The following is a 17,616-nucleotide window of genomic DNA, read 5'->3' as shown; positions in this document are numbered from 1 at the left end:
TATCGCGCCCGCTGCGGGGCCGGCGTCGGACCGGCTCGGAGCGGTGCATCGGGCGGCAAGACCGCACGCGCCGGTGAATTCGACGTGACCGGCCGCTGCATTACGAAGTAGGCTTACCAAAGATTCAGCAGTTTTCAGAGCGTCCAGGCCGATCCATCCGTGGATCCACCACGGCCACCCCCCGGCGCTGACACATGGACGAGGCAGGAAATTTGACCGGTAACGCGACGTTCCGACATGACAACACGGCCTTGCTCGCCGTCACGAGTGTGGAGGCGCCGGTAGTCGTCAGTTCCGCAGAGTTCGACGAACGGCTCGCTCCCAGCCTGAAGAGGCTCCGCCTCTCCAAGCGGCTCCTCGAACGCGTGGCAGGCGTCACGGAGCGGCGCTGGTGGTCCCCCGGGTCCGATTTCGACGACGCCGCCATCGAGGCCGGCGCGAAGGCGATGGCGGAGGCCGGCATCGAGCCGGGTGACGTAGGCCTGCTCATCAACACCTCCGTGACCCGACGCAACCTCGAGCCGTCCGTCGCCGTGAAGATCCACCACTCGCTGGGACTGCCCTCGTCGGCGATGAACTTCGACCTGGCCAACGCGTGCCTCGGGTTCGTCAACGGCATGACCCTGGCCGCAAACATGATCGACTCCGGGCAGATCAAGTACGCCCTGATCGTGGCGGGCGAGGATGCCCAGCGCACGCAGGAGGCCACGTTCCGCCGCCTCAACCGTGAGGACTCGACGCGCGAGGACTTCCTGGCGGAGTTCGCGACCCTTACCCTCGGCTCCGGTGCCGCCGCGGCGGTCATCGGCCCCGCCGACCTGCATCCCGGCTCCCACCGCATCCTCGGCGGGGTGTCCCGCGCCGGCACACAGCATCACGAGCTGTGCGTGGGCGGCATCGACGGCATGTACACCGACACGAAGGGCCTGCTCGACGGCGGCCTCGAGCTCGTGGTCACCGCCTGGCACGAGGCGCAGGCCGACGGCTGGGCATGGGACGCGATGGACCGGTACGTCACGCACCAGGTCTCCAACTCCTACACCAACGCCATCATCAAGGCCGTGGACCTCGAGCGCGAGCGCGTGCCCATCACCTTCCCGCACTGGGGCAACGTGGGGCCGGCGTCCCTGCCGATGACGCTCGCCCAGGAGTCGCAGTCGCTGGCACCCGGAGACCGCGTGCTCTGCCTCGGCGTGGGCTCGGGCCTGAACACCTCGATGATGGAGATTGCGTGGTAGCACTCCCCGGCGTCGATCCCTCGTGGTCGACGTACATCGACGTGCCCTCGACCAGTGACGCGGACGCCCCCGGGAGCACGCATCGCTGGCACTACCTGGACAACGACCCGGACGGCCCGCCCGCACGGGGCACACTGCTGTGCGTCCACGGGAATCCCACCTGGTCCTATCTGTGGCGGAGCTTCCTGGCGGCCGGACGGGACGCCGGCTGGCGCGTGATCGCCGTGGACCAGCTCGACATGGGCTACTCCGCCCGCACGGGCGTGTTCCGCCGCCTGGCCCACCGGATCACGGACCTCGAGGACTTCGTCGCCGCCGTCGGTATCACCGGTCCCGTCGTGACGGTCGGGCACGACTGGGGGGGCGTCGTCAGCCTCGGCTATGCCGACCGCAACCGTGACGACCTCGCCGGGGTCATCCTGACCAACACGGCGATCCACCAGGACCCGGCCCGCCCGATCCCCGCACCCCTGCGGCTCGCCCTGGCACCGGGAGTGCACGGGCTCGGCACCCGGACCACCAGCGCCTTCCTGGACGTGACGCTCGCACTCGCCCGGCCCGGACTGGACCGGGAAGTCCGCCGCGCCTTCCGTGCTCCGTACCGTTCCCCGGCGGACCGCCGGGGCATCGCCAACTTCGTCTCCGACATCCCGGCCGGACCCTCCCACCCCAGCTACGCGGCCCTTGCCGCGACGGCAGCGGGCATCCGCAGCCTCGACGTGCCCGTCCTCATGATGTGGGGACCGCGCGACCCGATCTTCTCCGACACCTACCTCGCGGACCTCGCCGTCCGGCTGCCGCACGCCGACATCCACCGCTTCGAAGCGGCGGGCCACCTCGTCCAGGAGGACGCCGCCGCGGCGTCGACCGCCATGGACTGGCTCGCCGCCCGTTCCGTCGGTGCGGGTGCGCCGGCCGACGACGGCCCGTCCCGGACGGCGGCGCCCTACGTTCCGCTCGGCCGGCGGATCGGCGAGCTCGCCGACGGTCCGGAGGGATCGACGACGGCCGTCGCGGAGATGACCTCCGCGGGTCCGCCGCGCACGCTGACCTGGCGGGAACTCGCCGACGACGTCGCCGCCGTCGCCGCGGGTCTGACCGCGCTCGGGTACGGTCCCGGCAGCCGGGTCAGCCTCCTCGTGCCGCCCGGCGTGGACCTCACGGTCCTGATCTACGCCTGCCTGCGGATCGGTGCGGTGATCGTCGTCGCGGACGCCGGCCTCGGTGCCCGAGGCCTGAGCCGTGCGGTCCGGGGATCGGCCCCCGACGTCGTCATCGGCATCGAGCGGGCCCTCCTCGCCGCCCGCGCCTTCGGATGGCCCGGCCGCCGCATCAGCTCCGGCCCCCTGTCGGCGGCGAGACGGAAGGCCCTGCGCGTGGAGGCGTCCCTGAACGACCTCCGGGCCGCGCGGCCGGGAGCGGCGTCCCCGGCCCCTGATCCGGACGCGGACGCGGACGCGGCGATCCTGTTCACCTCCGGCTCCACGGGACCCGCCAAGGGCGTGGTGTACACGCACCGGCAGCTCTCCGCGATGCGCGACGCCGTCGAGCGGACCCTGGGCCTGGGACCCGGTGCGGCGCTCGTCGCGGGATTCGCGCCCTTCGCCCTGCTCGGGCCCGCGCTCGGTGCCACGTCGGTCACCCCTGCCATGGACGTGGCGGCGCCTCGCACCCTCACGGCGCAGGCCCTGGCGGACGCCGCGGACGCCGTCGGCGCGACCGTCGTCTTCGCCTCCCCGGCGGCCCTGCGCAATGTCCTGGCGACGTCGGCCGACCTCGCCGACACCGGGAAGCGCGCCCTCGGCCGGATCACCCTGATGCTCTCGGCCGGGGCCCCGATCCCCGTCCCCCTCCTCGAAGCCGTGCAGGACCTCGTCCCGGCCGCCGCCCTCCATACGCCCTACGGCATGACGGAGTCCCTCCTCGTCGCGGACATCGACCTCGACGGCATCCGTGCCGCCGCGGCGTCGGGCGCGGAGGGCGCAGGGAACGGTGTCTGCGTCGGCCTGCCCGTCCACGGGACGCGCGTCGCCGTGAGCCCGCTCGACGGCGCCGGCGCGGCCACCGGCGAGCCCGGGACGACGCCCGGCGTCACGGGCGAGATCCTCGTCGACGCCCCGCACGTCAAGGACCGCTACTTCAGGCTGTGGAGGACTCAGCAGGACGCGGCGCGCACCCTGCCCTGGCACCGCACGGGGGATGTCGGCCACTTCGACGCCGAGGGACGCCTCTGGGTCGAGGGCAGGCTGGGCCACGTCGTCACGTCCGCCACCGGCGTGCTGACCCCCGTCGGACTCGAGCAGGCCCTGGAGACCCTCGACGGCGTGCGGCTGGCCGCCGTCGTGGGCGTGGGTCCTGCAGGGACGCAGGCCGTCGTCGCGGTGCTCGAGGCGGAGGCGGCAGGACGCCGTCCGCGCCTCGCCGAGCCGGCGCTGGCGGCCGCCGCCCGGACCGCCGCGCGGGCGCGTGGCGTCGACCTCGCGGCCGTCATCGCGGTCCCGTCCCTGCCCGTCGACGTGCGCCACAACGCGAAGATCGATCGTGCGCGCGTCGCCACGTGGAGCGGCCGCTTCCTGTCCGGTGGGCGGACGGGCTCCCTGTGACGGTCCTCGTGACGGGCGCGAGCGGCATGCTCGGGCGCGCCGTCGCGCAGCACCTGGTCGCCGAGGGCCGGGACGTGCGGTGCTTCCAGCGGCGCCCCTCCGGCGTCGCCGGGGCGCAGGATGTCCTCGGGTCGGTCGAGGACCAGGCCTCCGTCACCGCCGCGGTGCGCGGGTGCACAGGGATGATCCACCTGGCCGCGAAGGTCTCCTTCACGGGAGCCGCCGCCGAGTTCGACAGCATCAACGTCGGGGGTACGAGGCGCCTCCTCGACGCGGCGCAGGACGCCGGCGTCACCGACGTCGTGCAGGTCTCCTCACCCTCCGTCGCCCATGCCGGGACGTCCCTCGTCGGCGCTCCCGCCGGACCCGCCGATCCCCGGCACGCGCGCGGCGACTACGCGCGGACGAAGGCTGCTGCGGAGCTGCTGGCCCTCGCCCGCTCGACCCCGGCGTTCCGCGTCGCGGCGGTCCGGCCGCACATCGTGTGGGGGCCCGGCGACACGCAGCTCGTCGAGCGGGTCATCGACCGCGCACGCCGCGGCCGCCTGCCGCTGCTCGACGGCGGGACCGCCCTCATCGACACTACTTTCGTCAACACCGAGGCCTCCGCGATCGCCCCCGGCCGGCGCAGAGGGGAGGCGCCACAGGGTCGGGCCCTCGTCGTCACGAACGGCGAACCGCGGCCCATCGCGGAACTGCTCGCGGGGATCTGCCGCGCCGGAGGGGTCGAGCCGCCCGCATGGTCGGTGCCGGGCGCGGTCGCACGCGGCGCGGGGGCGCTCATCGAGCGGGCCTGGCTCGCCTCGGGCCGCACGGAGGAACCTCCGATGACGCGCTTCCTCGCCGAGCAGCTCTCGACGGCGCACTGGTTCGATCAGCGGCGCACGCGCGCGGTCCTCGACTGGGAGCCGTCCGTCGGGATCGAGGAGGGCTTCGAGCGGCTCACCCGCCACTACGCGCGCCGGGCCTAGTCGTTCCGGGGTCCCCGTCAGGGCGGCCGGGTCATGCCCGCCGGGCCTGGACCTCGAGGTAGTGCGGATTGTTCATCAGCCCGAGCACGTTGCCGAACGGATCCACGACCGACGCCGTCCTGAACCCGCCGGTCCCCCGTTCCGTGACGGGCTCGTACTCGGTCGCGCCCATGCCGAGCAGCCTGTCCAGCGTGGCGGGCAGATCGTCCACGTGCCAGAACATCACGGCACCGCCCGGGGGATGCGACGCACCGGACGGCGCGTACCGCCTGTCGATGAACCCGAGCTCGTCCTCGTCGTCGCCCACCCGGAATTCGAGGTAGGCGGGAGGTTCGGGCGGTTGCGGGAACGCATAGTACGGTCCCATCCCCAGCAGCTCCGTGTACCAGGCGCGGGCTGCGGCGAGATCGTCCGCGTAGAAGCTGATGGTGGCGAATCCTCGAAACATCGGTGCTCCTTCGGGTAGGCGTGTCCCGCCGGAATTTACACCCGGAGACCGACGCGGAGAAGGGCGGGATGCCCGGCATCCCGCCCTTCTGCAGCGTTCGTGCGCCCTGCCGCCGGCCTTGTCCGGCCGGCCCATGGGCTGTCGCGGTTAGCGCGTGTAGTAGCCGTCGACCGCCATCACGTCGACCGAGTGCACCAGCGTGCCCTGCGAGGGGTTCAGCGCGCTGACCATCTGGCCGTCGCCGAGGTAGATGCCGACGTGGCTGCCACCGTTCTGGCTCACCAGGTCACCCGGCTGGGGGGTGCTGGTGGGCGTCATGGAGGCGAACTGCGCCCACGTGGTGCGCGGGAGGCTGATGCCCTGCTGGGCGTAGGCCCACTGCACGAAGCCGGAGCAGTCCCAGGCGCCGAAGGCGGTTCCGCCGTAGACGTAGCCCGAACCGACGCCCTGCATCGCCGTCGCGGCGATACCGGCGACCGGCCCGGCGGGGATCCGCGCGGTCGAGGCCGCGGACTGGGTGCTGATGCCGGTGGAGTTACCGGCGAAGACGGCGGGAGCCGCAGCAGGGGCCGCGACCTGGGCCGCGACCGGAGCCGCCACGATGGACGCCGACTGGGCGGAGTACTGCTGGGGGGCTGCGGAGCCGCCGAGGGAGATCGACTGGCCCGGGTAGATGACCGAGCTGCTGCCGAGGCCGTTGGCGGTGAAGACGGCTTCGAGGCTGACACCGTGGGACGCCGCGATGCTGCCGAGCGTGTCGCCCGCCTGCACCGTGTAGGTCCCTGCGGCGGCGGTGCTGACCGCGGCCGCCTGGGTGTCCACGCTGATCTCGCCTGCGGCGCTGGCCGGCAGGGCCGCGCCGAACAGGAGGCCGGAAGCGGTGACGACCACGGCGGCGGGCTTGCCGGCCACCGAAGCACTGGCGGTGACGGCGCGGGAGGCCGTGATGAAGGGGTTGGTGCGCGTGGGGACTGCCCTGTGGCGCGCGATTGAGCTCTTCTTGGACATGCTGATGCCTTTCCCAATGCCTGCGAAGTTAGCTGTCGGGTTCGGATGGGACATCCGGACACACACCTGTCGACCATCGCCCCCAAGCTGGTCGACGCGTGTCTTTACCCCAAGGACTCACATGGAGTCCGCTACTGGTTCCCCCGCCCCTGTCGAATGGTTTGTGCGAACGGTCCATCCTCATCGACAGGGTTCGGCAGAAAGAGGATGGGCGCCCCTCCTTGCTGGAACGGACGCGGGTTCAACGGTACGCGGTGGTTCCTCGATTGTCACGTTTAGATCACGAGGGCAAGATCACTCCCGGTGCCGACGGGTCTACGGCCGTGCGTTCCGCGGTCTCGGCTGGCAGTGCGGGCAGAGGTAGGAGGACCGGTTCATGAACGCTTCCCGGCGGATCAGCGTCTCGCGGCCCTCCGAGGCGCAGCGGCGGCACGGCTGCCCTGCACGTCCGTACGCCTCGAGGTCCCGTGCGAAGTAGCCGGATGCGCCGTTGACGTTGACGTAGAGGGCATCGAAGCTCGTCCCTCCGGCGGCGAGTGCACGGGTCATGACGTCCGTGGCCGCACCGATGATGCGGAGTGTGTCCGGCCGGCGGAGCGTATCGGTGGGCCGGGCGTAGTGGAGTCTCGCGGCCCACAGGGCCTCGTCCGCGTAGATGTTGCCGATGCCGGAGACGAGCCCCTGGTCGAGCAGGGCGCGCTTGAGGCCGGTCCTCCGCGCCCTGATCCGCCCATGGAAGGCCTCGGGGCTGAAGGCGGGGTCGAGGAGGTCCCGTGCGATGTGGGCGGCCTGGTGCGGGACGAGCGGCAGGTCCCCCTGCCCCTGCCCGCCCGGGTGGCCGTCGTCGGTCGGTTCCAGGTCGGCGACGAACATGCCGCCGAAGATCCGCTGGTCCACGAAGCGCAGCTCGGCCGGCAACGGCACACCGTCGTCGTCGAGGGCCGCGGAGAGGGTCAGGCGGACCTTGAGATGCTTCTCCGTCGGAGCGCCGGGCTCCTCGATCAGGAGTTGCCCGCTCATGCCGAGGTGTGCCATCAGTGCCACGTGCGGGGGCCCGGCAGCGTCGGGGTCCTCGAGGACCAGCCAGAGGAACTTCCCGCGCCGCACCACGTCGGTCACGCGCGAGCCGGTGACGTTCCCCGCGAAGTCCTCGACACCGTTCACGTGCCGACGGAGCGACCGGGCGTCGAGAACCTCCACGGCCTCGATGCGGCGTCCTGTCACCCAGCGGGCGAGACCCCGGCGGACGACCTCCACCTCGGGGAGTTCGGGCACTCAGGATCCGTCGACGATGCCGGAGGCGGGGTTGGAGGCGGGGTTGGAGGCGGGGTTGGAGGCGGGGCCGGAAGCGGCGGTGGCGCCCGCGTCGGCAGCGGGGCCCGGGACGGGCTTGCCGGGCCGGGTCGGGGAACCGGCCCCGTCGGCGAGCAGCGTCCAGGACACGGCGGCGGCCGCCTGCTCGGCATCCTTCTTCGACGGTCCGTTCCCGGAGCCGTACTCGATCCCGCCGATCAGCAGGCGCGCCGTGAAGGTGCGGGCGTGGTCGGGGCCGGTCCCCTCGACCTGGTAGTCGATGAGCCCGAGGCGCCGGCCCGCCGCCGTCTCCTGGATGCGGGTCTTCCAGTCGGTGCCCTCGCCGAGGACGGCGGAATCGCGGAGGAGGGGCCCGATGAGCCGCATGACCATGGCGCGTGCCGTCTCGATGCCGTGGCTGAGGTACGCCGCGCCGATCACCGCCTCCATGGTGTCCGCGAGGATGGACGCCTTGTCCCGGCCGTTCGTCAGCTTCTCGCCCTGCCCCAGCAGGACGTAGCTGCCGAGGTCGAGCGAACGCGCCACGCCGGCGAGTGCCTTGGTGCTGACGACGGCGGACCGGCGCTTCGCGAGCTCCCCCTCGGAGAGGCCGGGGTTGTCCCGGTACAGGGCGTCCGTCACGGACAGGCCGAGCACCGAGTCGCCGAGGAATTCGAGGCGCTCGTTGGTGGGGATCCCACCCTTCTCGTAGGCATAGGACCGGTGCGTCAGGGCAAGACGAAGCGTCCCGGTGTCGATATCGACACCGAGACGCTCCGTGAGTTCTTCGGTATTCTTCACAACCGCATCAGCTGATCAGCATCGGACGGATACCCGCCGGTACGTGACGCGGCGGGACGGTCCGATGTCAGACGTCGGCTACCTTGCGGCCCTTGTACTCGAGGAACAGCGGGGTACCCGCCGAGTCGGTGACGACCTTCGCCTGGTGGGCGAGGCTGTAGGTCACGCGGCCGTTCTCGAGGGTCTTGACCAGCTTGGGGGCGGTTGCCTTCCACTGGGACCGGCGTGCGCGGGTATTCGCGCGGGACATCTTCCGTTTCGGGACAGCCACGGCTAACTCTCTTCTCTCTCGTCTGACTCTGACTTTGGTGCCGCATCGTTCTCAGCGGCGTTGCCCGCCAGCCCGGCTAGGGCTGACCAGCGAGGGTCCAAAATTTCATGGTGGTGGTCCGGATCGTCGTTGAGCCGGGCTCCGCATTCGGAGCACAGACCCTTGCAGTCGTCCCGGCACACCGGCTGGAATGGCAGTGACGTAACCACCGCATCCCTCAGCACCGGTTCCAGCGCGACCGAATCGTTCTCCACCCTGTGCAGTTCTTCGTCCTCGCCCGACAGCGACTCCGAGTCGCTGTAGAAGAAGAGCTCCTGGACATCCACCTCGTGCTCGTACCGCAGTGGCTCCAGGCAACGGCCGCACTCGCCGGTTACCTCGACCTTCGCCGTTCCGGACACCAGGATCCCCTCGTGCACCGACTCGAACCGCAGATCGAGTTCCATGTCGGAACCCTCCTGCACGCCGATCAGCGCGACGCCGAAATCCTTCGGTGCCGGTACATGTTCTTCGACTGTCCGCATGCTTCCCGGACTGCGTCCGAGATCCTTGACGCTGAACGTCAAGGGCGAACTGAGATCGCTTTTAATGGTGACTCCTGTAGAACATATGACCGACGTATCATCCTACCCTGCGGATCCGGGCAGGCCCAAAACGCGGGCTCCCCGGGGCGTACCGGGCTCAGCCCTCCGGCAGCAGCCGGGCGTGGACGGCGTCCGGAACGAACGCACGAATGTCGCCGCCGAGCGCCGCGACCTCCTTCAGCAGTGTGGAGGAGACATGGGCGAAGTCCGTACCGGTGGGGAGGAAGACCGTCTCGACATCCGCGAGGTGCCGGTTCATGGTGGCCATCGGGAGTTCGTAGTCGAAGTCGAGGCTGGAGCGCAGTCCCTTCACGAGCGCCACCGCGCCGTGCTCCCTGCAGAACTCCGCCACGAGCCCCGCCGCCATGGGTCGCACCGTGACACCGGGCAGGTGCGCGAGGCTCTCCGTGCAGAACGCGAGGCGCTCGTCGATGCCGAACCGGTACTTCTTGGCGTGGTTCGTCGAGACCGCGACGATCACCTCGTCGAAGAGGCGGGTGGCTCGACGGATGACTTCGATGTGTCCGTTGTGGAGGGGGTCGAAGGACCCGGGGCAGACGGCGCGGCTCATGCCCCCACGGTACCCAGTCGGGCGGGTAGGTGTGGCCGATGGCGCGGCCGGCGGGAGCCGCGATACTGGTGTCATGACGACACACCCGCAGATCCCCGCCCCGACCGGCACGGCGCCGTGGACGAGGGCGGCACGCGGTGCGAACCTGCTCGGGAGCGACGGCCGGCTCGGCATCACCATCTTCGAGGAGGTGACGGCCCTCGCCCAGCAGCACGGGGCCGTCAACCTCGGCCAGGGCTTCCCCGACGAGGACGGCCCGCGGGAGATCCTCGACGCCGCCCGCTCCGCCATCGCGGACGGCGCGAACCAGTACGCCCCCGGCCAGGGACTCGCCGTCCTGCGCGACGCCATCGCGGCCCATCAGGAGCGGTTCTACGGCCTGGCCGTGGACCCGCAGACCGAGGTGATCGTCAGCACGGGCGCCACCGAGTCGATCGCCGCCGCCATCCTCGCGTTCGCCGGCCCCGGGGACGAGGTCCTGACCTTCGAGCCGTTCTACGACTCGTACGGCGCCGTGATCGGCCTGTCGGGCGCGACCCACACCACGGCACCGCTCCGCGCGCCCCACTTCCAGCCCGAGGCCGCCGACCTCGAGGTTGCCTTCAGCGAGCGCACGAGGATCGTCGTCGTCAACAACCCCCACAACCCGACGGGCAGCGTCCTCGGCCGGCCGGCACTCGAGCTCATCGTCCGGCTCGCGGAGCGCTTCGGCGCGATCATCGTGACGGACGAGGTGTACGAGCACCTGACCTTCGGGGTCCGGCACCTCCCCGTCGCCACCCTCCCGGGAGCCGCGGAACGTACCCTGACGATCTCCTCGGCCGGCAAGACCTTCTCCGTGACCGGGTGGAAGGTGGGGTGGCTGAGCGGCCCGGCGGAGCTGGTGGCCCAGGTGCGCACGGTGAAGACCTTCCTGACCTACACCTCGGGCACGCCCTTCCAAAGTGCTGTCGCCCTGGGTCTCGGGCTGCCCGACGCGTTCTTCTCCTCCGCCGCGGCCACCCTCGGGAAGAAGCGGGACCTCCTGGGTGAGGGCCTCCGCGCGGCCGGCTTCGACGTCTTCGAGCCCGAAGGCACGTTCTTCACCATGGTCGACGCCGCTCCGTTGGGGATCGAGGACGCGACCGACCTCGCGCGGCGCCTGCCGGAGCTGATCGGCGTCGCCGCGATCCCCGTGGCCATGTTCTGCCACGAGGAGGGGGCGGAGCGCACGCGCTCGATGCTGCGCTTCGCGTTCTGCAAGAGGTTCGACGTGATCGAGGAGGGCGCCCGGCGGCTCGGCACCCTGCGGGAACGGCTGTGACCGCCGCACCGGATCCGGCGTCCGGAGGGGCCGCCCGGGACGAGGACGACGCCGGGGTCCCGACCCGCTGGCTGCCCGCGACCGGCGCCTACGCGGAGATCGACGAGGACGCCCATATCGACGGGGCCCTGATCCTCAGCATCGCGGGCGCCCAGCAGTCCCACGTGGACCTGCGCCACCCCGAGCGTGTCTTCTACGAGTACCTGCAGCGCATCGCCCACGTGATCGACCTCGTCGGGGAGCCCGGCGCTCCCCTGCGGGTCCTTCATCTCGGTGCCGGGGCGCTGACCCTCGTGCGCTATGTCCAGGCCACGCGCCCCGGCTCGCCGCAGACCGCCGTCGACGTCGACCGGAGCCTGATCGACTTCGTCCTCGAGGCCATGCCCCTGCCGGAGGGGACCGCCTGTGACCTCGTCATCGGGGACGCGTCCGACGCCGTCCTGGAGCAGCCGGACGCCGCCTTCGACGTCGTCGTGCTCGACATCTTCGCCGGGGCCGACGCGCCCGTCCACCTCACCTCCCCGGACTTCACCGCGCACCTCCTGCGGGTCTGCTCCGAGGACGGGGTGGTCCTGGTGAACGTCGGGGACGATCCGCCGCTCGCCTTCGCCCGCACGCAGAGCAGACAACTCGCAGCGCTGGCTGCTACGACCGCGGTACTGACCGAGGCCGGGATGGTGGACGGCTCACAGGCAGGGAACGTCGTCATCGCCGCGCGCCGCGCGCCCTGGCCGGCAGCGTGGACCCGCGCGCTCCTGGCGGCCGGGCCCCACCCGGCCGCCGTCCTCGCCGGCCCGGATCTCGAAGCCTTCCACGGGCCGACGCCCCGGTAACGGGCGGGAGTCGCCGGATGCGGCAGCGCCGGCCGCCGCTGTCCTCGGCGGCGCGGGCCCGGGCGAGCGGGGCACGCCGCTCGGACCCGCGCCGCCGGCACGCGCCCGTGGTCGGTGGTGCGCCGCGCCGTCGTGCCCGCCGCCGCCGCCGCCGGCGGCCCATCCGGGAGGGCGACGCACGCGAAGTACGTGTACGCAGCCGGTCACCGCCGCGGCGGTACTCTGTGAGAGCATCCCGTCGAGCCGGCGGCGCTGCGACGGCCGCGGGACACCACACGAAGGAGGCACAGGATGACGACAGCCCTCCCCTACCTCCGGTCCGTGGTCCTCGCCTCGTTGATCCTCTCGGTCTCGTCCGCGTCGCACGTCCTCGCCGCGGGGCACCTCCCCGCCCCGGGCGTCCTGCTCCTGATCGGTGTCCTGCTCCTGGTCCCGCTGAGGCTGCTGGCCCGGCGTCCGCTCTCGTTCCGCTCGGGCCTCCTGGCGATGGGCGCGGGGCAGTTCCTGCTGCACACGGTGTTCGGCATGACGGCCGTCCCCGCTGTGTGCCAGAGCTCCTCGGCGATGCCCGGGCACCACGCGGCGTTCGAGCTCGCCTGCTCGCCGGCGGCCCAGGAATCGATGAGCGGGGCGTCCGCCGGTCCGGCCATGCTCCTGCTGCACGCGCTCGCCACGATCCTCCTGGCCGTCGCGGTGTCCCGGAGCGAGCAGGCGCTGGCCCTCCTCCGCGCATGGCTCCGGCCGCTCCTCGGGCTCCCGGTCGTCGCCCTCCCCGCTCCCGCCCGTCGTCCGTCGGTGCTGGACGGCCCTCCGCCGGTCACGCCGCTGCCCGTGCACGCCTCCGTGCCGAGCCTGCGTGGTCCGCCGGTGATGGCTGCGCCGCCCGCCTGACCCGGACCCCTGAGGGATCCGGGGCGTCGGCGGCGCTTCCCCGACGACCCCACGAATCCCTGCTGCTCCGACACCTCCCGCAAACGCGGCCCGGAGCGCATCCCCCGAAAGGCAGTCCCATGACCAACCCCTCCTGGCGTACCCTCACCACCGGCGCAGTCGCCCTGACCACCGCCGGCCTCATGGCTCTCGGCCTCGGTGCCGCCAGCGCCCATGTCACGGTCGCCCCCGCCTCCACCACGGAGAACGGGTACTCGCAGCTGACGTTCAGCGTGCCGAACGAGTCCGAGAGCGCCGCCACGAACAAGGTCGAGGTCCAGCTCCCGACCGAGCAGCCGTTCACCTCCGTCCGGGTCAAGCCGGTCGAGGGCTGGACGGCCGAAGTGGTGACCGGCGCGCTGCCCGAGCCCGTCACCACGGACGACGGCGCGACCCTCACCGAGGCGCCGCTGTCCGTCGTCTGGACCGCGGAGACCGGCTCCGAGATCTCGCAGCAGCAGTACCAGACGTTCTCGATCTCCGTCGGGCGCCTGCCCGGGGCCGGCTCCACCGTGATGCTCCCCGCGACGCAGTCCTACACCGACGGCGACGTCGTCGAGTGGAACCAGGAGACCGTCGAGGGCGCCGAGGAGCCCGACAAGCCGGCACCGTCCTTCGTGACGACCACCGCGGCCGAGGGCGAGGGCGCGCACGGAGGTACGCACACGGCCGCCGAGACCCCGGAGGCGATCGACGCCGAGCAGGCCGCCGCCAGCACCGACAGCACCGACGCGGGTTCGCCCTCGCCCGTCGCGTGGGCCGGACTCGTCGCCGGCCTGCTCGGGCTCGCCGCAGGTCTGGCGGCCCTCGCCAGGACGCGCCGCAAGGCCTAGCTCCCTCGGGGCGCGGTGCAGGCCCACGGCCTGCGCCGCGTCCCGTCCCGTCCCGTCTCCTCTGCGCGACACGCGCGAACGAGCTCCGGGGCGGTCCCACGTCAGGGGATCGCCGGCTCCAGGTACCAGAGGCGCGTCTCCCCGTACTTCTTGTCCGAGAACCGCTCGAGCCAGGCGGGCCAGGCGGGCTCCGGCGACCGCGCCGATCGCTCGACGACGACGACCGCCCCCTCGGACAATCTCGACTCGAGCGCCGCCAGCACGGCGAGCACGCCGTCCTCCCGTACCGTGTAGGGCGGATCCATGAGGACCAGGTCCCACGTCACGTCGGGGGCGACACGCTCAAGGTAGGTCTCGACCTTCGTGCGGTGTACGCGCACCGCGGTCCAGCCCAGCACGCGGTTCACGAGGTCGGCGTTGCGCTGCGCGACGGCGGCTGCCCGGTCGACCGATTCCACGAGGTCCACGGAGGCTGCGCCGCGGCTCGCGCTCTCGACGCCGAGCGACCCGGAGCCCGCGAAGAGGTCGAGCACATGTGCCCCGTGCACCACGTTGTAGGCCTCGAGGCTCGAGAAGAGGGCTTCCTTCACGCGGTCGGTCGTGGGACGGGTGCCGTTCCCGTCGACGCTGGTGAGGGTCGAGCCGCCCGCGGCTCCGGCGATGATGCGCGTCATGCTGTCGACTCTATCGCCCGGCCGATGCCGCGCAGACCGCCCCCTACAGCGGGTAGATGCTTGCGTCCTCGTGCCGGAAGCCCACGAACAGCCGCATCCCCGGCGTGAGGCCGAGGGCGACCACGTCGGCCGGGGACACGTCGGCCGCCAGCCCCGCGGCATGGACGCGGACCAGGTCGCCGCGGTGTTCGACGTCGTCGACCTCCGCCTCGATACGGCTGGTGCCGGGCGGGGCCTCGACGCTCCGTGACACGGTCACGCTGCCCGGACGCACCGTGAGGGCGAGCCTGCGGTCCGTCGGGAGCGGCCCCGCGGACGGCACCCGCAGCCCGTTGTCCGCCGTGAATCCCGCCCCGGGGCCTCCCGTCGATCCCGCCGGGGTGTCAGCCGGCGTTCCCACCGTCGTCGCGCGTCCGAGGACGAGGTTCAGGCCCGCAAGCCGGGCACCGAACGCGGTGACGGGCCGTGTGAGGACGTCGGCGGTGGCGCCGGACTCGACGATCCTCCCGTCGTCGAGGATGAGGACGCGGTCGGCCAGCAGGAAGGCGTCGAGCGGGTCGTGGGTCACGATGATGGCCGACCGCTCGACCAGCACGTCCCGGAGGAGCGCCCGGACGGACGGGGCGACGGCGACGTCGAGGGCCGCGAGCGGCTCGTCCAGCAGGAGCAGCGCCGGGTCGGCCGCGAGTGCGCGGGCGATGGCCACGCGCTGGGCCTGGCCGCCCGACAGCTCGGCGGGCCTGCGGCGGGCGAGCTCCTCGACGCCCACGCGCCCGAGCCAGCGCAAAGCCCGGCTCCGCGCCGCGGCCCGGTGTTCGCCCCGGCTCCGCGGCCCGAAGGCGACGTTCTCCAGGGCCGTGAGGTGCGGGAACAGCAGCGCCTCCTGGGCGAGCAGCGACACCCCGCGGCGCCGGGGCTCCGTGAGCACGCGCCGACCCGCGCCGGCGTCGAAGAGGACGGAGCCGTCCAGCTCGGCCCTGCCGGAGGTGGGGGCGAGCAGCCCCGCGAGGAGGTTGAGCAGCGTTGACTTCCCGGCCCCGTTGGGTCCGAGCACGGCGAGCGTCTCCCCGTGGGCGAGTTCGAACGAGACGTCGAACCCCCGTTCGGCGAGGGTGGCAGCGAAGGTGAGGCCCATCAGCGGATTCCCCCGGTGCTGACCGGGCCCGGCGCAGGTGCTCCACCGGCGAGGGGCCGCACGCGGTGGGCGACACCCACGACGGCGACGGCCACGACGACGAGGATGAGCGACAGCGCGACGGCCGCGTCAGGGTCGGTCTCCCGCTGCAGGTAGACCTCCAGCGGGAGCGTCCTCGTGGTGCCTTCGAGGCTCCCCGCGAAGGTGAGCGTCGCGCCGAACTCGCCCAGCGCGCGGGCGAAGGAGAGGACGGCGCCCGAGACGAGGGCGGGCAGGACCAGCGGCAGGGTGATGCGCCGCAACACGGTCCAGCGGCCGGCGCCGAGGGTCGCGCCCACGGCCTCGTACCGGGTCCCGACGGATCTCAGTGCCCCCTCGAGGCTGAGGACGAGGAACGGCAGGGCGACGAAGGCCTGCGACATGACGACGGCCGCCGTCGAGAAGGCGATGTCGATGCCCGCGGCGCTGAGGGTGCTCCCGAGCAGGCCGCGCCGCCCGAAGGTGTACAGGAGGGCGATGCCGCCCACCACCGGCGGGAGGACCAGCGGGAGCAGCACGAGTGACCGCACGAGCCGTTGCCCGCGGAACGACGTCCGGGCCAGGACGAGGGCCATGGGGACACCGAACAGCACGCACAGCGCCGTCGCCGTGAGCGAGGTCCGCAGGCTGAGCAGCAGGGCAGCCTGCGCGCTGTCCGAGGTGACGAGGGGGACGAAGCGCGGCCAGTCGACACGCAGGGCCAGGGCCACCACGGGCAGCACCACGAACAGCCCGCCGGCGACCGCGAGCGCCACGACCCAGCGTGGGAGCACGCCGGCGTTCATCGGCGTCCCGCCCCGGGGCGGGCCGCACGCGGACGGCCCGCGCGGCGGCGGAACGGGTCAGGGTGCACCGAAACCCGCCGCCCGGAGCACGGCCTGCCCGTCCGTGCCCGTCACGAAGTCGACGAAGGCCTGGGCGGTCACGGCGTCGGCGCTGTCGGCGAGCGCGGCGATGGGGTACGTGGTGACCGCGCCGGCGGCTTCAGGGACGTCGATGCCGAGTACCGCACCCGACGCCGCCCGCACGTCCGTCCGGTAGACCAGCCCGGCGTCGGCCTCCCCCGAGGTGACCTTGCCGAGCACGTCGGTGACCGAGGACTCCTCACTGACGGGGTCCAGGTCCACCCCGGCCGCCCGCTCGACCGCCGCGGTGGCCGCCCCGCACGGGACCTGTCCGGCACACACGACCGTCTTCACGCCGGGCGCGGCCGCATCGGCGAGCGAGGTGATCCCGGCGGGGTTGTCCGGTGGGACCGCGAGCTGGAGCGTGTTGGTGGCGAAGTCGACCGGATTCCCCGAGAGCAGGCCGGCGTCGAGGACCTTGCCCATGTTCCTCACGTCCGCGCTCGCGAGGACGTCCGCGGGGGCTCCCGCCGTGATCTGGGTGGCGAGATCCGACGAGCCGGCGAAGTTCAGGGCGACCTCGGCGCCGGGATGGGCCTCCTCGAACCGGGAGGCGAGGTCCGTGAAGGACGCCGTGAGGGACGCTGCGGCGAAGACGGTGATGCTGCCGGCGATCGCCTCCCCGGCGGCATCGCCCGTGGTGCCGCTCCCGAGGTCCTGCCCACCGGCCCCGCAGGCGCTGGTCAGGACCACGACGGCGGTGGCGAGCGCGAGGGCGGCTCGGCGGTTCGAGGGCATGGTCAGGCCTTCCCGGCCGGGGTCTCGATGATGACGGTGGTGGCCTTGACGACGGCGATCGCGACGGAGCCCTTCTCGAGGCCGAGGTCGCGGACGGCCTCGCTGCTCATGAGGGACACCACGCGGTGGGGACCGCACTGGAGTTCCACCTGCGCCATGACGGTGTCGACGATGATGTCGGTCACGATGCCCACGAACCGGTTGCGCGCGGACCTGCCGATGTCGGACGGATCGCCGGGCAGGACGGCATTGCGCCGCGCGAGCTGTGCGAGCTCGAGCGCCTCGACGACGGCCTTCCCCGAGGAGTCCCGGGTGCTCCCGAGGATGCCTGCGTCGATCCACCGGCGTACGGTGTCGTCGCTGACGGCGAGGAAGCGTGCTGCATCGCCGATCCGTATCTGCGTCATGGAAAGGATGCTATCTCCTCGGACGCGGAAG

19 protein-coding genes and 1 riboswitch are annotated in these 17,616 nt (G+C 72.4%); of the genes, 7 read left to right on the top strand and 12 right to left on the bottom strand.

From position 1 onward, the window contains the following. Positions 1-212 precede the first annotated feature (212 nt). The 3 genes from ACX80K_RS00895 to ACX80K_RS00885 are packed head-to-tail and all read left to right on the top strand — an operon-like array spanning position 213 to position 4,812. Complete coding sequence (locus tag ACX80K_RS00895) at positions 213-1,238, top strand: 3-oxoacyl-ACP synthase III (protein WP_181034927.1); 1,026 nt, start codon at positions 213-215, stop codon at positions 1,236-1,238. After that, positions 1,232-3,841, top strand: a complete 2,610-nt coding sequence (locus ACX80K_RS00890; protein WP_459270004.1) for an alpha/beta fold hydrolase — start codon at positions 1,232-1,234, stop codon at positions 3,839-3,841. The genes ACX80K_RS00895 and ACX80K_RS00890 overlap by 7 nt, the downstream gene beginning before the upstream one ends. Further along, positions 3,838-4,812 carry an NAD-dependent epimerase/dehydratase family protein gene (locus ACX80K_RS00885; protein ID WP_459270003.1) on the top strand — a complete coding sequence of 325 codons (975 nt, stop codon included), beginning with the start codon at positions 3,838-3,840 and terminating at the stop codon, positions 4,810-4,812. Before ACX80K_RS00890 ends, ACX80K_RS00885 begins: the two co-directional genes overlap by 4 nt. A 31-nt stretch (positions 4,813-4,843) precedes the next feature. Here the strand turns inward: ACX80K_RS00885 and ACX80K_RS00880 are convergent, their stop codons facing one another. The 7 genes from ACX80K_RS00880 to coaD form a co-directional block, all read right to left on the bottom strand. Next, a complete protein-coding gene (locus tag ACX80K_RS00880; protein ID WP_459270002.1) occupies positions 4,844-5,260 on the bottom strand; it encodes a VOC family protein in 417 nt (138 codons plus the stop codon). Positions 5,261-5,407: 147 nt separating this feature from the next. Continuing rightward, positions 5,408-6,268: a C40 family peptidase gene (locus ACX80K_RS00875; protein WP_459270001.1), complete on the bottom strand. Its 861-nt coding sequence runs from the start codon at positions 6,266-6,268 to the stop codon at positions 5,408-5,410. A 2-nt stretch (positions 6,269-6,270) separates the two neighbouring features. Further along, a riboswitch (cyclic di-AMP (ydaO/yuaA leader) is annotated at positions 6,271-6,446 on the bottom strand. Positions 6,447-6,583: 137 nt separating this feature from the next. After that, a complete protein-coding gene (gene mutM, locus ACX80K_RS00870; RefSeq protein ID WP_459270000.1) occupies positions 6,584-7,543 on the bottom strand; it encodes a bifunctional DNA-formamidopyrimidine glycosylase/DNA-(apurinic or apyrimidinic site) lyase in 960 nt (319 codons plus the stop codon). Continuing rightward, complete coding sequence (rnc, locus tag ACX80K_RS00865; protein WP_459269999.1) at positions 7,544-8,362, bottom strand: ribonuclease III; 819 nt, start codon at positions 8,360-8,362, stop codon at positions 7,544-7,546. Between the two features lie 67 nt (positions 8,363-8,429). Further along, the gene (gene rpmF / locus ACX80K_RS00860; protein WP_043445822.1) at positions 8,430-8,633 is read right to left on the bottom strand and encodes a 50S ribosomal protein L32; all 204 of its coding nucleotides are present in this window, start codon (positions 8,631-8,633) and stop codon (positions 8,430-8,432) included. Between the two features lie 2 nt (positions 8,634-8,635). Beyond that, positions 8,636-9,199 (bottom strand): YceD family protein, encoded by a 564-nt coding sequence (locus tag ACX80K_RS00855; protein WP_459269998.1) that lies wholly within the window; start codon positions 9,197-9,199, stop codon positions 8,636-8,638. 115 nt (positions 9,200-9,314) lie between these two features. Then, positions 9,315-9,788 carry a pantetheine-phosphate adenylyltransferase gene (gene coaD, locus ACX80K_RS00850; RefSeq protein WP_459269997.1) on the bottom strand — a complete coding sequence of 158 codons (474 nt, stop codon included), beginning with the start codon at positions 9,786-9,788 and terminating at the stop codon, positions 9,315-9,317. Positions 9,789-9,861: 73 nt separating this feature from the next. Between coaD and ACX80K_RS00845 the strand changes: the two genes are divergently transcribed. The 4 genes from ACX80K_RS00845 (at position 9,862) to ACX80K_RS00830 (ending at position 13,687) form a co-directional block, all read left to right on the top strand. After that, positions 9,862-11,091, top strand: coding sequence for an aminotransferase class I/II-fold pyridoxal phosphate-dependent enzyme (locus tag ACX80K_RS00845; RefSeq protein ID WP_459269996.1), 1,230 nt, complete (start codon positions 9,862-9,864; stop codon positions 11,089-11,091). Then, positions 11,088-11,924: a spermidine synthase gene (locus ACX80K_RS00840; protein WP_459269995.1), complete on the top strand. Its 837-nt coding sequence runs from the start codon at positions 11,088-11,090 to the stop codon at positions 11,922-11,924. The genes ACX80K_RS00845 and ACX80K_RS00840 overlap by 4 nt, the downstream gene beginning before the upstream one ends. A 291-nt stretch (positions 11,925-12,215) precedes the next feature. After that, entirely contained in the window at positions 12,216-12,815 is a 600-nt protein-coding gene (locus ACX80K_RS00835) for a hypothetical protein (RefSeq protein ID WP_459269994.1), read from the top strand. A 119-nt stretch (positions 12,816-12,934) separates the two neighbouring features. Beyond that, a complete protein-coding gene (locus ACX80K_RS00830) occupies positions 12,935-13,687 on the top strand; it encodes a YcnI family copper-binding membrane protein (RefSeq protein ID WP_459269993.1) in 753 nt (250 codons plus the stop codon). A 101-nt stretch (positions 13,688-13,788) separates the two neighbouring features. Here the strand turns inward: ACX80K_RS00830 and rsmD are convergent, their stop codons facing one another. From rsmD to ACX80K_RS00805, 5 genes are read right to left on the bottom strand one after another with little or no spacing between them, the layout of a single operon-like run. Further along, positions 13,789-14,361: a 16S rRNA (guanine(966)-N(2))-methyltransferase RsmD gene (gene rsmD / locus ACX80K_RS00825; RefSeq protein ID WP_459269992.1), complete on the bottom strand. Its 573-nt coding sequence runs from the start codon at positions 14,359-14,361 to the stop codon at positions 13,789-13,791. A 43-nt stretch (positions 14,362-14,404) separates the two neighbouring features. Further along, positions 14,405-15,496, bottom strand: coding sequence for a sulfate/molybdate ABC transporter ATP-binding protein (locus ACX80K_RS00820; RefSeq protein WP_459269991.1), 1,092 nt, complete (start codon positions 15,494-15,496; stop codon positions 14,405-14,407). After that, positions 15,496-16,320 (bottom strand): ABC transporter permease, encoded by an 825-nt coding sequence (locus ACX80K_RS00815; RefSeq protein ID WP_459269990.1) that lies wholly within the window; start codon positions 16,318-16,320, stop codon positions 15,496-15,498. Before ACX80K_RS00815 ends, ACX80K_RS00820 begins: the two co-directional genes overlap by 1 nt. 57 nt (positions 16,321-16,377) lie before the next feature. Next, a complete protein-coding gene (gene modA, locus ACX80K_RS00810; protein ID WP_459269989.1) occupies positions 16,378-17,178 on the bottom strand; it encodes a molybdate ABC transporter substrate-binding protein in 801 nt (266 codons plus the stop codon). Between the two features lie 2 nt (positions 17,179-17,180). Continuing rightward, positions 17,181-17,585 carry a TOBE domain-containing protein gene (locus tag ACX80K_RS00805; protein ID WP_459269988.1) on the bottom strand — a complete coding sequence of 135 codons (405 nt, stop codon included), beginning with the start codon at positions 17,583-17,585 and terminating at the stop codon, positions 17,181-17,183. Positions 17,586-17,616 lie beyond the last annotated feature (31 nt).

This window comes from Arthrobacter sorbitolis (genome assembly GCF_054510995.1).
Note: the sequence above shows the minus strand (reverse complement) of the source record. Positions and strands in the feature narration are given on the sequence as shown.